This is a genomic window from Rhizobium sp. NLR22b, from assembly GCF_019685295.1.
Lineage (GTDB): Bacteria > Pseudomonadota > Alphaproteobacteria > Rhizobiales > Rhizobiaceae > Rhizobium.
Genome location: NZ_JABDWM010000015.1, coordinates 1 through 14,500, shown reverse-complemented (window position 1 = coordinate 14,500; position 14,500 = coordinate 1). Strand labels below are relative to the sequence as shown.

At 58.3% G+C, this 14,500-nt stretch carries 16 protein-coding genes and 2 pseudogenes; 6 read left to right on the top strand and 12 right to left on the bottom strand.

What is annotated here, in order from left to right:
- Positions 1 to 131: 131 nt before the first annotated feature.
- Entirely contained in the window at positions 132 to 2,534 is a 2,403-nt protein-coding gene (locus tag HJC00_RS22735; RefSeq protein ID WP_221164633.1) for an FdhF/YdeP family oxidoreductase, read from the bottom strand.
- Positions 2,535 to 2,698: 164 nt separating this feature from the next.
- The gene (locus HJC00_RS22730; RefSeq protein WP_210633777.1) at positions 2,699 to 2,950 is read right to left on the bottom strand and encodes a hypothetical protein; all 252 of its coding nucleotides are present in this window, start codon (positions 2,948 to 2,950) and stop codon (positions 2,699 to 2,701) included.
- Positions 2,951 to 3,164: 214 nt separating this feature from the next.
- Between HJC00_RS22730 and HJC00_RS22725 the strand changes: the two genes are divergently transcribed.
- The 3 genes from HJC00_RS22725 (at position 3,165) to HJC00_RS22715 (ending at position 5,539) form a co-directional block, all read left to right on the top strand.
- Positions 3,165 to 3,401, top strand: a complete 237-nt coding sequence (locus HJC00_RS22725) for an antitoxin (protein ID WP_221164632.1) — start codon at positions 3,165 to 3,167, stop codon at positions 3,399 to 3,401.
- The gene (locus tag HJC00_RS22720) at positions 3,401 to 3,802 is read left to right on the top strand and encodes a type II toxin-antitoxin system VapC family toxin (RefSeq protein ID WP_210633779.1); all 402 of its coding nucleotides are present in this window, start codon (positions 3,401 to 3,403) and stop codon (positions 3,800 to 3,802) included. Before HJC00_RS22725 ends, HJC00_RS22720 begins: the two co-directional genes overlap by 1 nt.
- A gap of 456 nt (positions 3,803 to 4,258) precedes the next feature.
- Positions 4,259 to 5,539: a DUF3422 domain-containing protein gene (locus tag HJC00_RS22715; protein ID WP_210633799.1), complete on the top strand. Its 1,281-nt coding sequence runs from the start codon at positions 4,259 to 4,261 to the stop codon at positions 5,537 to 5,539.
- A 126-nt stretch (positions 5,540 to 5,665) separates the two neighbouring features.
- Here HJC00_RS22715 and HJC00_RS22710 read toward each other — a convergent pair whose 3' ends face one another.
- The 10 genes and pseudogenes from HJC00_RS22710 to HJC00_RS22665 form a co-directional block, all read right to left on the bottom strand.
- The gene (locus HJC00_RS22710; protein WP_221147568.1) at positions 5,666 to 7,501 is read right to left on the bottom strand and encodes a methyl-accepting chemotaxis protein; all 1,836 of its coding nucleotides are present in this window, start codon (positions 7,499 to 7,501) and stop codon (positions 5,666 to 5,668) included.
- A 296-nt stretch (positions 7,502 to 7,797) separates the two neighbouring features.
- Entirely contained in the window at positions 7,798 to 8,412 is a 615-nt protein-coding gene (locus tag HJC00_RS22705) for a thiamine phosphate synthase (RefSeq protein WP_210633781.1), read from the bottom strand.
- Positions 8,409 to 8,519 (bottom strand): annotated as a pseudogene (locus HJC00_RS22700) (thiazole synthase); the annotation flags it as partial. The gene HJC00_RS22705 and the pseudogene HJC00_RS22700, both read right to left, overlap by 4 nt.
- Positions 8,512 to 8,803 (bottom strand): annotated as a pseudogene (locus HJC00_RS22695) (GSU2403 family nucleotidyltransferase fold protein); the annotation flags it as partial. The pseudogenes HJC00_RS22700 and HJC00_RS22695, both read right to left, overlap by 8 nt.
- A gap of 44 nt (positions 8,804 to 8,847) precedes the next feature.
- Positions 8,848 to 9,135 carry a hypothetical protein gene (locus HJC00_RS22690; protein ID WP_176536298.1) on the bottom strand — a complete coding sequence of 96 codons (288 nt, stop codon included), beginning with the start codon at positions 9,133 to 9,135 and terminating at the stop codon, positions 8,848 to 8,850.
- 62 nt (positions 9,136 to 9,197) lie between these two features.
- Complete coding sequence (locus tag HJC00_RS22685) at positions 9,198 to 10,262, bottom strand: fatty acid desaturase (protein WP_221164631.1); 1,065 nt, start codon at positions 10,260 to 10,262, stop codon at positions 9,198 to 9,200.
- A gap of 64 nt (positions 10,263 to 10,326) precedes the next feature.
- On the bottom strand, positions 10,327 to 10,707 hold the full coding sequence (locus tag HJC00_RS22680; RefSeq protein ID WP_210633783.1) for a DUF6481 family protein: 381 nt from the start codon (positions 10,705 to 10,707) through the stop codon (positions 10,327 to 10,329).
- Between the two features lie 168 nt (positions 10,708 to 10,875).
- On the bottom strand, positions 10,876 to 11,085 hold the full coding sequence (locus HJC00_RS22675) for a cold-shock protein (protein ID WP_210633800.1): 210 nt from the start codon (positions 11,083 to 11,085) through the stop codon (positions 10,876 to 10,878).
- 200 nt (positions 11,086 to 11,285) lie between these two features.
- The gene (locus HJC00_RS22670; RefSeq protein ID WP_221147815.1) at positions 11,286 to 11,558 is read right to left on the bottom strand and encodes a hypothetical protein; all 273 of its coding nucleotides are present in this window, start codon (positions 11,556 to 11,558) and stop codon (positions 11,286 to 11,288) included.
- Positions 11,555 to 11,821 (bottom strand): hypothetical protein, encoded by a 267-nt coding sequence (locus HJC00_RS22665; protein WP_247241824.1) that lies wholly within the window; start codon positions 11,819 to 11,821, stop codon positions 11,555 to 11,557. The genes HJC00_RS22670 and HJC00_RS22665 overlap by 4 nt, the downstream gene beginning before the upstream one ends.
- A gap of 650 nt (positions 11,822 to 12,471) precedes the next feature.
- On the opposite strand from HJC00_RS22665, the gene HJC00_RS22660 reads away from it, so the two are divergent.
- The 3 genes from HJC00_RS22660 to HJC00_RS22650 all read left to right on the top strand — a co-directional run bounded on the left by HJC00_RS22660 (position 12,472) and on the right by HJC00_RS22650 (position 14,444).
- Positions 12,472 to 13,245, top strand: a complete 774-nt coding sequence (locus tag HJC00_RS22660) for a hypothetical protein (protein ID WP_210633785.1) — start codon at positions 12,472 to 12,474, stop codon at positions 13,243 to 13,245.
- A gap of 626 nt (positions 13,246 to 13,871) precedes the next feature.
- Entirely contained in the window at positions 13,872 to 14,138 is a 267-nt protein-coding gene (locus tag HJC00_RS22655) for a DUF1488 domain-containing protein (RefSeq protein WP_097599671.1), read from the top strand.
- A 39-nt stretch (positions 14,139 to 14,177) separates the two neighbouring features.
- Positions 14,178 to 14,444, top strand: coding sequence for a BON domain-containing protein (locus HJC00_RS22650; RefSeq protein ID WP_221164630.1), 267 nt, complete (start codon positions 14,178 to 14,180; stop codon positions 14,442 to 14,444).
- Positions 14,445 to 14,500 lie beyond the last annotated feature (56 nt).

The window sequence follows — 14,500 nt, the reverse complement described above, 5'->3', positions numbered from 1 at the left end:
GACGGCGGTATCGGCGCGACGCAAGCGTGGACGGGTTGCCCAAGCAACGGCGGCCAAGACGCCGGCCATTGTGAGAAACGATACTGCCGCCGACCAGGCATGCTTGCTTTCGCGCATCGCCGGGACCTGGGTTAGGGTCGCGACGACAGAGCCGAGAGACTGAGCCGCACCGGCAACATCTTGTAGGACGGGGTCTTGGCTTTGGCGTCGTGATGCGCCAGCGGAAAGAGCGGGTTCGCCTCAGGGTAATAGGCCGCACAGCACCCGGTTGGAATCGCGTGCCTGGCAATCTTGAAGCCGGCGACTCGGCGCAATGTGGCGACGTCGATGGCAGTCGTCAGATCGACGAAATCGCCTTCTTTGAAGCCCAGTCTGTCAATATCCTCATCGTTCATGAAGACCACCTTTCGCGATCCCTTCACGCCGCGGTAGCGATCGCTGTAACCGTAGATGGTCGTGTTGAACTGGTCGTTGGAGCGTAATGTGGCGAGGTTGAGAACCTCAGTGTCGCCCGGACCGATGTCGAGTTCGGGGAAGAGCCGCGGCGGCGTGATGAAATTGGCTTTCTGGTTGGGCGTCGTCCATTTGCGCTCCCTGGCCGGCACCGGTCTCGGAATGCCGCCCGGCTGAAACATGCGTTTGTTGAAATCCCTGAACGTCTCGGGATAGGTCGCTTCGACCGCATCGCGGATCTTCGAATAATCGCCGACCCATTCGTCCCACGGGACTCGGCCCTTCGCCAGCGTCGCCTTGGCGATTCCGGCGATGATGGCGGGCTCCGACAGAAGCTCCTGACTTGCTGGCTTCGCCTTTCCGCGCGAACCATGGAAATGCGCCACGGAACTTTCGATGGAGACGGCTTGCGGACCGCTCGCCTGTTCATCGATCTCAATGCGGCCGAGACAGGGAAGGAGATAGGCGATTTCCCCATGGATGACGTGGCTGCGATTGAGCTTCGTCGCAATTTGTACGGTCAGGCGGAGTTTGCGCCAGGCCTCCTCCATCGCTTCCGTTTCCGGGACAGCGCGCAGGAAATTGCCACCGAGGCTGACGAAGGCCTTGGCTTCGCCATCCATGATCGCCTTGCAGGTGTCAACGGTCGCGCGACCTTCCCACTGTGGCGGCTCGAACTGGTAGAGCTCCTTTAGCTTGTCGAGCGGCACGAGGTCCGGCTTTTCCGTTATCCCGACCGTGCGCTGGCCCTGCACGTTCGAGTGGCCGCGCACGGCGCAGATATTGGCGCCCGGCTTGCCGATATTGCCGCGCAGTAGCGCGAGATTGGCGACCATATGAACGTTCTGGACACCCATCACATGCTGCGTGAGACCCATGCCGTAGATCATCAGCACCGCCTCCGAATGGGCGTAGGTGCGGGCTGCCTGAATCATCTGCTCGCGGGTCAAGCCGGAAACACTCTCCAGCTCGGCCCAGTCATATCGGCGGGCCGCTTCGGCGAATTCCTCGAAACCCGACGTATGCGTGCTGATGAAATCGTGGTCGAGAACATGCTTTTTGTCGGCGGCGGCAATCGAAGCGGCGAAGGCGACCGCCGCAGCATTATCCGGTTTATGGGGCAGGGCATCGGAGCCTGAAACCTTGCTCATGCCCAGTGCCTTCATCGCATCGTCGGCTTCGATCAAGGCTTTGCAGACCCCGAAGAGGGCCGCGATGTCGCCTCCGTTCTTCACCTGGTAATATTCCGACGAAATCGGCGTCGACCGGCCGGTCAGCATCTGGCTCGGCATTTGCGGGTTGATGAAACGTTCGAGACCCGGTTCGCGCAAGAGATTGAAGGTGACGATTTTCACGCCCCGGTCGACGGCGTCCTGAAGGTCATGCAGCATCCGCGGAGAAGAGGTGGCGACGTTCTGTGCCATGTAGAAAATGCAATCGCAGTTCTGGAAATCGGACAGGATTGCCGTGCCGACGGAGGCTCCGATGCTTTCCGGCAGACCGACCGAGGAGCTTTCGTGACACATGTTGGAAGAGTCGGGCAGGTTGTTGCTGCCGAAGATGCGGGCAAAAAGCTGATACATGTAGGAGGTCTCGAGGGATGCGCGCCCAGAGGTGTAGAAATCGACCTCACGCGGAGGAATTGACCGCAGCTCCTCGCCGATCTCCGCGAATGCATCGCTCCAGTCTACCGGTTCGTATTTGTCGGTCGAGCGGTTCCACCGCATCGGATGGGTCAGGCGACCTTGCTCTTCGAGATCGTGATCGCTCCACTGCTCCAGCTCATGCAATGTATGGGCGGCGAAGAAGGCGCGGTCGGCGCGGCGGGAAGTGACCTCCCAGGCGGTCGCCTTTGCGCCGCTTTCGCAAAATTCCATCGCATGCGGTTTTGCAGGCTTGGCCCAGGCGCAACTGACACACATGTAGCCGTCTGGTTTGTTGTGATGGGAAAGCAGCGACGGCCCCGATCGGGGGACGTGTTCGCGCAGAAGAATTTCTCCAAGAGATCTCGCCGCCGCCCATCCGCCAGCCGCAGGCGTGTTCTCACCAATTGTTGGCGGATGTTTCGATCGCGCTGACATTTTTGCCTCCCGACATTGTCGAAGGAAATCCCTGGCAGATATTTTGCGACCCGAACTCTTGGAGAAACAAACTGTTCCAGACGACATGGCAAAGTGACCTGTCGACAGCCGGTGACGGGAGAGGAGTGGCAATAATCTGGTCTTCTCGGCTGCGTCGCATGTCCTCAGAGGTGCGTCGGAGCATCGGCCTCCACCTCGGCATAGAGCTGACCGCACATTGTCAGCGACCGCCGCATCGCGGCGACGCGATCCTCGGCGTCCTTGCATGAATAGGCCCAGATGTCGGTCGCCCAGCTCTTGCCATCCATCTCGTACTGCAGGGCAAACTTATAGAGCCGTCGCTCATCCGCGTCGGTGCTCACCAAAGCGCGATCGGGATCATCGCGGCGCTGCCGTGGAAAACATACAACATTCACAACGTGCTCCTCGGGTTCACCTTGCCAGGGTACGAAATGCCGCTTTGCTTGGACTAACCTGAACGCGCGGATTTCGTTCCCTGCGCTCCGGGCCTGAGCAGGCCTACTCGCGGTCCGGCCTTTTCCTTCCCGCAACTTGCATCGCCGCGACAAATCCATTATGTACACACGGATGATGTACACGGGCGAGTTCGACTTCGGAAAGCAGGATGTCATGCATACGACAAAAGTATTCAAGAACGGCAACTCTCAAGCCGTGAGAATTCCCGCCGATTTGGCTTACAGCCAGACCGAGATGGAGCTTGAAATCGAGCGCATTGGTGACGAGCTCCGCATCCGCCCGCTAAATCCGTCCCTGGAGGGCGTACTGGCGCGTTTCGCAAGATTTGACGACTCGTTCATGGCGGAGGGGCGCGGTGATCAGGAGCAGGCCGAACGGGATAGGCTGTAATGCCGCTCTACATGCTTGACACAAACATGTGCATCTATCTGATGAAGGAGCAGCCGCCGCAAGTCGCACGACGTTTTGCTCAATGCCGCGTTGGCGATGTCGTCATGTCTGCCATTACGTTCGCGGAACTCGAATATGGCGTTTCTGCCTCGAAGGATGCAGAAAGGGAACGGTCGAACCTAGAGTATCTGATCGAGGCAATCCCTGTCGCCCCGTTCGATAGTGATGCGGCACGGGCCTACGGACCTCTCAGGTTCGCGACACGTGACCGGAAAAAGGATCACTTGGACAAACTGATAGCCGCTCATGCGGTTTCGCTCAAGGCTGTCCTCGTGACGAATAATGTGCGGGACTTTACGGTTTACCAGGACTTGCGCGTCGAAAACTGGCTGTTCCCATGAGTGCTGGTGATGGGATGGTTGCGCGTATAGTTCAATGCAACCTCAGGTGGCGAGTCTGGCGTAAGCTGAATTATGGAACAGCCGTCCAGGGTCAGCGGGCCGGCATGGCATTTTGCGTTGATGCGCACGGACGACATCCACCCCGCACCCAAAAGGCCATGCATATGGCTGCGTGAGCAAGCGTGCGAACCGCTTGACCGCGCGGGATACACAGCACGCCAAGTCGTAAGAGGTCCCCCAGGGGATGCGCGATGGTGAGGTCAACGAAGCGGGCAGCGCCTTCTCAGGTTCTTTACTCCCGCAATCGCGGCGATAGCGGCAGCGATGAGTAGGGAAGCCGATCGACCGGGTAACAGTTCCAGGCCGCTTGATGAGCAGGCAGCAGGGCTTTCAAGTTGATCGCGTTCGGTTCATATAAGTTGGCCGGTGGCGTTTGGTGGGACGGGGAAGATGGATTTGAGTTCGAATCGCGCAGAGGAAGCAGTTTCAACCACGACGTCTGCTTCTGCGCAGCACGTCGCCAGCCCAGCGACTGTCGGACTGCAAACAGCAGATTTCAACTCCGAGCTTCACGCTCGTCCGTCCATTTATTTTACCGGCCCGGCGATCGTCGAGCACATTGCGTTCATGCCCTTGGATGGGGCGATCAAAGAGTTCCACGATAGCCTGGAAGTCGATGGTGAGATTTCAGTCAGGGTCGAACGGCATACTGAATTCGTCACGGTCACACGCCTGCGGAAATTGCACTCGGAGCCCGGGCGTTGGCCGGAATCTGATCTTGCGGAAGGTGATTTTGCGCGGCTGGCAGGGTTGACCGCTCCTCGCCTTGTTTGCCACGTTGCTATCCTTGTGCTGGGCAACCCTCCTGACGAGCTGGGACCGGTTTTAAAATCCTTCGATTTCGGGGATACAGCGGCGTCCTCGATTGGTGGTGGGTCGGCGCAAGTCTGCTCCGATTTTAGGGTCAGACCGGACAATTCAAGCAGGATCATCCTGTTCAACAGGGACCTGAACGCACATCGCCTGGGGCGCATGGTGCGCCGCATCTGCGAGATAGAAACCTACAGATCAATGGCGCTGCTCGGATTGCCGGAGGCGCGACGTCTGGCACCGCTTCTCGGTCAGTATGATGCGGAGCTCGTTCAACTGACCAATCGCAACTTGAGTACTCCTGCACATCAGCACAAGCAGCTGCTGGACGAGATCACGGTTCTTTCGTCCCATATCATCTCGGCCACCGCGGAAACCAGAAACAGGTTCGGAGCGACCGCCGCCTACGCGAAAATCGTTGAAGAGAGAATCGCGCTTCTACGGGAAACCCATGTCCCCGGCTTCCAGCGCTTTGGCACTTTCGTCGAGCGGCGGTTCAAGCCGGCGGTTCGTACTTGCGAGGCAAGTGCATTGAGGCTTGAGCAGCTGTCGAGAGCGACGATGCACCTGCTCGATCTGCTACAGACTCGAATTCAGGTCGAGATTGAGTTCCAGAATGCTACGCAGATTCAAGCAATGGCGGATCGAGCTGCGACGCAGGTCAAGATCCAGCGCGCGGTCGAAGGCTTTTCGATCATTGCGATTAGCTATTATTTGCTGAGCTTGGTGAAGTTCATATATGAGACGGCAGACCACGCTGGGTTCCATTTCGATCCGGTGATCATGCTTGTTGCCGTTCCGGTGGTTGTGGGAACCGTTGCGATCACTATCCTCCGCGTCAAGCATGCTCTGCGAGAAGGGTCCTGAAGCTGGAAATCGCGCGTCAGAACACTTTGCACTCTTCTTGATCCACCCCTCAAAGAGTTGCCGGCGGCGAGAGCAAGGCTGTTGGTTCTTCTACCCGGTGACCTCAGGACAAGTACCTGATCGTCATCACGCCGCCATGGTGCGGACGCTATGTCTAGGCTTAGCGGCCTGAGCGGGGTCACGGTCGAGGGTGAACTGATTGACCAGTTCGCGCAGCCTGCTCGCCTCAGCCGACAATGACGCGGCCGCTGCGGTGGATTGCTCGACCATCGCCGCATTCTGCTGAGTCGACTGGTCCATCTGATTGACGGCCGTATTGATTTCGGCAAGTCCGGTGGACTGTTCACGCGCAGAGGTCGCGATCGCTTCCATCAACCGGTTGATCTGAGACACTTGCTCGCTGATTTCGTTCAACGACTGGCCAGTCTCGAGAACCAGTCTTACGCCGGTGCCGACTTCGGTGGAGGACTTTTGGATAAGGCCCTTGATTTCCTTCGCCGCCGTCGCTGCCCGCTGGGCAAGCTCGCGAACCTCCTGAGCGACAACGGCAAAACCTTTGCCGGCTTCGCCGGCCCGTGCTGCCTCGACGCCGGCATTCAGGGCAAGAAGATTGGTCTGGAAAGCGATGTCGTCGATGACGCCGATAATGCTCGATATTCGTTCGGAGCTTTCCTCTATCCGCCGCATCGCCTGTTCGGCATGAGATACAACGGAAGCAGAACGTTCTGCACTGACGTTAGCCGCCTGGGCGACATTGCGAGCCTCCTCGGTTCGCTTCGAGGCGGTCGTCACATTGGCAGTAATCTCATCGAGGGCTGCCGCAGTCTCCTCCAGGGAGGCTGCCTGCTGTTCGGTCCGCTTGGACAGATCTTGCGCACCGGAGGCGATTTCGCATGTTCCGGTGTCGATGCTGTGCACCGTCTGCAGTACAGCGCCAATGGTTGTGCCGAGTTGCCTAAGCGAAGCATTGAAATCCCCACGCAACCTCTCGTATTCCGGAGCGAACGGCTCCGCCAACTGGAAAGAAACGTCACCGCCCGCAAGGCGTCTCAATCCATCGCCAAGCGTCGTTGTCGCAAAGCGCAACTGCTGCGCTTCCCGTTCGGCGCGCTCCTGTGCGGCAGCGCGCTCCGCCTCCGACTGGCTTCGCGATATCGCTGCTTCCTGCTCCAATCGAAGAACGTTGATCGCGTTCTGTCGAAACACTTCCACTGCTCCTGCCATCGCCCCGATTTCGTCGGCGCGGCCAGCATAGGGGATTTCGCTCTGCAGATCGCCGTCGGAAAGGGTCTTCATGGCGGAGGCGATCCATCGGATCGGATTGGCGATGCCGAAAACGGCAAACAGTGCTCCAGCCGAAGTGACCAGAATCGAAAGGGCGGCAATTAATGCCGTGGTCGTGAACGCGTAGCTCGCCGTCGCGTTGCTTGTGGTCACATATGTTTCGGTCTGTCCGAGAATGAACGCCACCAGGTCAGCAATCTCCTGGTTCACCAGATCAGATTGTGCCTCCATACTCTCCCGAAAGAGGCCGACCGCCTCGGCGGCCTTGCCGTTGTCGTGCAGTTGGACCATTTGCTGCGCAAACTCGCTATATTTCTTGAGCCCTGTCTCGACGTCTTTGATCAGCTCGCGGCCTTTCTCCGTGCGGACGCCCGCCACATATTCTCGGATTGCTCGCTCGACCGCGGCGTTCGCCTCGTCGATCAGCTTCGCCTCGGCGGCTTGCTTCTCAGGCGAGGCCTCCAGCAAGTACCGCGCATAGGCCAGCTTCAGATCAGAGAAGTTTCCCTTGATATCCCGGGCGGTGATCATCCGCTTCATCCAGAAGCCGCCAATCTGCTGAGCACTGTCGTTCAGTGTCGAAATTGTACTGAGAGAATTGTACGACAAGGCAATCAGGAAGGCACAGATGACAGACAAAACGGCAATCAGGGTCTGCTTGACGGTCGGGCGTTTCATACAATTCTCCAGTCCTCTAGGGCGGGCTGTACAGCTCAGATAACCGCAAGAATTCGCGCGACTGGCTAATTTAGGATTAACTTCAATTGGTTTCGCCGTCGCTCTCTGAATAATTTATGTCGCTTACAAACGAGGCGTAGCAAAGTTCTCATCCCTGCTATCATCGGTATGTTATTGACGACTTAGGATGAGATCGAAAGTCTCGGCCGCCAAGCGGCATCATGCCTGGCCGTCGAGCCCGCCTCCGTCGCCGCGCAGTTTTACGGCTTCGGTATCAAGAGGTCACCGGTGATACCTCACTTTGCGGATCGCCATGGCGCGGTCGCGGCCAGCCACTGCCGCGTGCGGGCCTCGGGATCCGGGTTGCGGGTGATATCGGTGACCACGGCGGCACTATCAGCGCCTCTTTCCAGCACCACCGGCGCCCGTTCGGCGGTGATCCCGCCGATGGCGACGAGCGGTATCGCGCCGACACGCTGGCGCCAGTCGGAAAGACGTTCAACGCCTTGCGGCGCCCATTTCAGCTGTTTGAGGATCGTCGGCCAGACCGGCCCGAGCGCAACATAATCCGGCTCGGCCGCCAGCGCCGTCTCCAGCTCCGCTGTGTCGTGGGTGGAAAGGCCGAGCTTCAGGCCGGCGCGACGAATGGCATTCCTGTCGGCGGCCATCAGGTCTTCCTGGCCGAGATGAACGAAATCGCATCCTTCATCGATCGCCAGTTTCCAGTAGTCGTTGACGACCAATTGGCAACCCGCGGCCGCGCAGGCAGCCCTCGATCGCCGGATCTGCTCGCGAAGCACGGAGTCCGGGCAATCCTTGATGCGCAGCTGGACGAGTTTGACGCCGAGTGGCGCGAGACGCTCGACCCATTCGGCGTTGTCGACGATGAGATAGAAGGGGTCTAGCTTCATGAAAAGACTGCCTTGCCGATGACGGGAGTGGATGGGACGGCGACGTCGCGTGGCTCCAGCGGTATGGCCCCATGCGCCAGGCGGCCGGCATCGATGGCAAGCGCGAAGCCGCACGGCATCTTTTGCCGCCAGCATTCCTACCCGGGCTCGAATATTTTGTTGCCACGCAAGACCGCGCTCCGATGCTTCGTTGTAGACGAGCGCCAAGTCGGCAGATCGCCTTGTCTGCTGCAGGGCTTCAAGGAGCAGCGCAGGTTGACGAACGTCCTTCTCGCGCTCGCCACCCCTGCCCGTCAGTGTGTCGGCGGCTGGCGACTATGAGCTTGTGGACCGCATGCCGGAGTGGATCAGGGACGACGACTGGGACACCGCTCCGGTGGAGCAGCATTGTCCCCTGACGGTTTCTGCTGTCGCGGGCGCTGCAACTGACCGGATTTATTTATGCTTCAGCAGCCACATCTTTCCGGCCATCGTGATGCCGTGCGGCGAGATGGCTGGGTCGGCGTCGGGATCGAGGGTCTTGAGAAGACCGCTGATTCTCAATTCGCCTACCGTCGCCGTTGTTGCGAACTTGATTGCGATCGGCCGCTCCTGAAAGCGATCGGCTTTGGCGAAGGTAATCGTCGCATTGAGATGCGTCCACTTCTTGCTCTCCTGAAGGTACAGGTCCCCATCCCTTGCAAGTTTCAAGCCTCTGATCTGGGGAGGCGTCAAAGTGACCATCAAAGCGGCCGTATTGGGACTTGTTTTGGCGGTCGTACTCATCTTGGATCCTAACATGCTATTCAAACGATCCGCATAAAGCGGTCAGATATCGATGGGCCGAGGCTCTCGGCCTCTCGGAAGGAGATGAGCCTGCCGCTCTCTTCATCCCACAAAGCAAGCCGGACACATTCGAGGCTTTGCCGAAGGGTGACGCGGCCGATAGCCACCAACTCGGGGTGATTGCGCAGGACTTCCGGAAGCCGGTAATACGGAATGCGGCTTGAAAGGTGGTGGATGTGGTGGATACCGATATTCCCGGTCAGCCATCGAAGCACGAGCGGAAGATCATAATGTGACGCGCCGTGAAGAGCGGCCCGCGGAAATTTCCATTCTCCGGTCTTCGACCAGTGCGTTTCCTCGAACTGATGTTGGACATAAAATAGCCAGACGCCGGCTGCCCCTGCCAGCAAAACGATCGGCAGATGCACCAGCAGGAGGGGGATAGGCCCAATCGTCCACATTAACAGGCCGACTACGATCGCGATCGCTACATTCGTGGCCATCGTGGAAACCCAAGGCAAGGCTCCCGCCTGCATCATCCCGATCGGCAGGCGTTGCTTGAAGATAAAGAGCCAGGCGGGTCCAATGCCGAACATGACGATCGGATGCCTGTAAAGTCGGTAGGCGAGTCGTCCGGTTCGAGAACGGGCGCGATATTCCTCGAGCGTCAAGGTCGTGATGTCGCCGATGCCACGTTTATCAAGATTGCCCGCAGATGCATGATGTTCCGCATGTGTTTGCCGCCAATAATCGTACGGCGTTAGGGTCAAAACGCCGATTGCCCGTCCTGTCCACGTATCCAGCTTTCGCCGGGCGAAGAATGAACCGTGCCCGCAATCGTGCTGGATCATGAATAACCGGAGCAGGAAGGCGGCGGCTGGCAGGATCAGTATGTAGCCGGGCCAAAAGTCTTGCAGCAAAGAGGCATATGCGCCGACCCATAGCAGCGCGAAGGGGACAGCTGTCACAGACAACTCGAACGCGCTGCGCCAAAAGCTCGGTTGCCGGTATTTCGCGAGGATCTTCAGCCACGCACCGGCGGAGTCTTCAAACGGCTCGTGCAACTGGCCGGCTTGGCTTCTCATCGATTTTCTGATCCCCTTCGGACGCGACGCAAATTGGCAGGAGCCACGGTCGGATGTTCATCCGTCAAGCGCGACGAGCCTTACGTGCGGCATAGCGCCGGTCGCGCTCGGCCTTGCGTGCCGCTTCATCGGCGACGACACGTGCGATTCGGTTATTGGCTTCCAATTGGCGAGCCTCCGCCTCTGCTCTTTGATGAGCCTCGGCAACATCGGCTAATGCGGCAGCTTCCTGAAGGAGGCGGTCATTTTCCGCCGCCTTCATTGCGTCGCGCTCGGCGCGACGCGCGGTCCTGGCCGAAGCAATTGCTTCGCGCGCCGCCAACCGTTCTTGCATTACAGGGTCGGTCGGCTTCGGAGCCGACTCAAATTTTGCAATCAGCTGACGTCTGGCGCTTTCGGCGGACTTACGACGTTCTGAAAAGCTGTTGTCGCTTGGGTGTTTCAATCGATGTCCTTGCCCAACAGGATAGCCTAGGCCGCTACGCTTCAAGTCGTACGAGCGGTCGGGCGCTGTTCACTTGTTGAATGAAAAAGGCCAGACATCTGCCTGGCCTTCAACTATCCTTGCCAGCCACGCCAGTACATCCGTGGTCGCAGCGGCTATAGGAGCTTTTTAGGCCGGTTGGAGCTGGCCTGCAGACATTTTGCCGGACTTGCGGTCATGCTCCAATTGAAAGCCGAGCTTCTGGCCTTCAGCGATTGAACTCATTCCCGCGCGTTCAACGGCAGAGATGTGAACGAAGACGTCGGCGCTCCCGTCGTCAGGCTGGATGAAGCCAAAGCCTTTGGTGGCGTTGAACCACTTTACTGTGCCAGTGGTCATGATTAACCCTTTCATCGGCATAAATTTGACGGCCCGCCGAGCGACGCGCGGCGGTGTTTTCGACTTTTGAAGGGAGAGTTGATCAAGAGGCGCAGAGCGCAGCCAAACAAATATCGGCAAACAAAGTATCGATGTGTGCAGGGATAGACTGGAGATCCTTCCCAGTCAACCTTTTGTTTTCAGCTTCTCGCCATTTCCACTTAGGCGGGCAATTCCGCGTGATACGTTTCAGGTCGACGGCGCGTCAGCGGATAAGCCTCGGCTTCATAGAGTTTGCGCATCTGCAAACCATCGAAGCGCGCCTCCTCGACTTCGAGCACGGATCCACCGAGGAGAGAGGCCGGCATGTCCTCGATCGCAAAGCGAAGAGCCTCGGCGACGGAATCGAACCTCTTGTAGCCGAGGCGGCCTCTTCTGTTGATTGTCTTGCACGGGTAAAGCCCCGCGCCGGCACTATAGTCGAAAACGGTCATAACCTAATCCTTGCGGCTTGAGCGATCGCCGAGAACAGTCGTTCTTTGCCGTCCCATGTTGCGGTATTAACGGAAGAAGAAGTCAGTCCAACCGGTCCAGCACTCCGTTTTTCGAGACGCTGCTGCATCTCGGCAAGCTTCGTCGCGCGCCTCCGGAGAGCTTGCCTGCTGAGGAAATCCTGCAGCTTTGCTGCATCCGATCCTTGTTCTGGCTTGGAGCGCTTGAACATGCTTTCGGCGGCATGGCGGGTGGTGTTGGTCATTATGGCATCCTCAGTGCGGCTGCGGGACGAATACATCCGGAACAAACCGCTCCAGCCAGTATGGCGGAGTTCGCAACGTTCGCAAAATCAGGGTTTGCCAAGCAACCGACGCAGCCGGGAGGATCAGGTAGCCGAAAGGCTGAAAACGTGCCCTGTATGTAAGGTTTCAATCAGCCTCATTCAAGGCACCACATGAATAGCAAAAGCTTGCTTGCCAAAGGCGGAAATGAAGTCCAGGGTGCGATGTCGGCTGCAACTGGTCAGGGCGCTGCCGCCTGAGGGACAAGAGCGCGCCCTAGCCCCGACAAGAGGAGGACGCGATGACGTCCCGATCCTCGCATGCCTGCTTCCTGCTCTACTTCCAGAAAATGCTCCTGAACGCCAACGGCGAAAGCAAGCGCAAACCAGGCAATCGGAAAGTGCATAGGACCTTTCCCATGGTCCGCAACAGAGGACAGCTTCATGGCTCGTCACCTGTCGGTCGCGGGATGTGGGCCGGCGCGCCCATTTTTCCTGAGAAAGCTCCCGAGAAAAAGCCAAGGCTCTGGTAGCGTCGCACGGTATCTGTCCTTCCCTCTTTACTGCCCTTCAGCGTTATATCTTGGAATTACGACCAGGAGATCGCAGATGCAGGCCTTTGGAGACAACTTATGCGCCAATCATATTACAGGGCGCTGGCCCTGATGATGACCATCCCCCTGCATTCTGCATCGGGACTCAGCTCCTCGGCGCTCGGCCAGACCTCAAGGTCGGTGCCTGAAAATGCCCAGGCAAGCCGCTATGGCCTCGGCTGGGAATGCAATCGTGGTTTTCGAAGGCAGGATGACGCCTGCTTTAAGGTGAAGCTTCCCGACAACGCGTTTCTGACGAACTCCTCCTTTGGCAAGGGCTGGGATTGCCATTACGGCTTTCTGGAGAAGGGGAACCAGTGCCTCACCGTCCAAATTCCGGACAATGCATATCTCGACCCATATTTCGGCGATCGCTGGAGATGCCTGCGTGGATACCGTCAAACCAATGTGGGTTGCGACCCTATCAAAGTCCCGGAGAAAGCATTCCTGTCCGATAATACCACAGGATCCGGCTGGGAATGCGAAAGAGGTTATCGCGCGCTACAACAAGCATGTCTCAAGCTCGAACTCCCCGCCCACTCATATCTGACATCCGCCGGAAATGAGTGGAGGTGTGATAGAGGCTTTGAAAACAAGGATCAGACGTGTGTCGCTGTCGAGGTTCCGGAGAATGCCATCTTCGTCGACGCGCCCCACGGACTGAAATGGAAGTGCGACCGCGGCTTCGAGCCGAGGGGCAATCAATGCCTGCAGCTCAAGCTTCCCGAAAACGCACATCTTAACTCGACGGGCAACGGATGGGACTGTAATCGTCCGTACCAGCTTCGCGGTGGTGCCTGCATGATCGAATGACAATCAGCTGAAGTCTACCTCGGTGCCTCCCTCGCCGTCTAAATAGCTGATGATTTTTCACTCTGCTTGTTTTTTCTATCGGAAAGCAAACGGCTGGGCGCCTAAGACGGAAACTCCAGAAGAGCGACGAGATTACTGTCAGCGCGTAAATGAAAACTTCCAATTCCGACACTATATCGTCATCATAACAGCGGGTATCACGATGAACCGTCTGCAGGAGTTTTCGATCAGACCAAATGGGGATCGATGGTGCGAAACGCGGACGCCGTAGAAAGGTTTCATAACCTGCCCCGTTCGGCCCGAACGCGATGCTCTCGTCGCAGCCCTCCTCAAGCGCAGACGACAGATTCCAGCCAGCCACGAACTCTCCTCTGACCCTACATTGCAATTCGAGGGCCGCGCCCCATATTTCTTAGGACCGGAGCTGCGAAGGAGCAGCCGTCGTTCCGGGATTCCGGCACCCCGACAGCAGGAAGCCGGACAGGAGGAAGGTCTCCTGCATCTGTAGCACAGCGGCAACCTGACCAGCCCTGCCGCGCCTCAGCGAGCCCGGCGGAAGTTCAATGGCATACTTTGCGACAGTCCAGTTTGACTTGGCATGACCAACCCCTCCGGGAGAGAAATGCGTGACACTGACCTTTCCCAATAGAAGCCGCAGTTTCGACGAGAGCCGCAATGCCGTTCGCTTCTCCGGATATGACGGCATGTTCGAGGTGCGGTTTTTGATTGAAGCCAATGCCTTGCGGACCGCAAGCCAGGCCGCCCGCTCCGAAGACGAGTGCTTGAGAGCCTTTGATATGGCGCGCGAGGCCATTCTGGATGCGGCCACCCATGCCTACGGCCGCGGCTGCAAGGACCGACATACCCTGACGGCGCGGGATATCCGCCGATAGCCTATTACACCCGAAAAGGGCCGCGCAGGAGGCGAAACGATGTCAGTCGACAGAAAACATCTCAGCGTCGCGAGCCGCGTAGCAACCCGCCATCCCGACCAGGACGATCTTGAATCGGCGGTCTACAGCGCGCTTGCCGATTCCAGCGATCTCGACTCCAGCTATATCTTCGTCACCGCATGCGGCAGCGATATCACGCTGGCCGGGTGGGTGCATGTGCAAGCGGAGGTGTTGTGGGCGGAGGAGATTACGCTGAGAACGAAGGGTGTGCACAAGGTTCATAATGAGCTGTCGCCGGATTTGTGAGGCGAACCCATGGCACTATTTCCATCGGCGCGCATCCGCGCCGTGTTCCCGCCCTG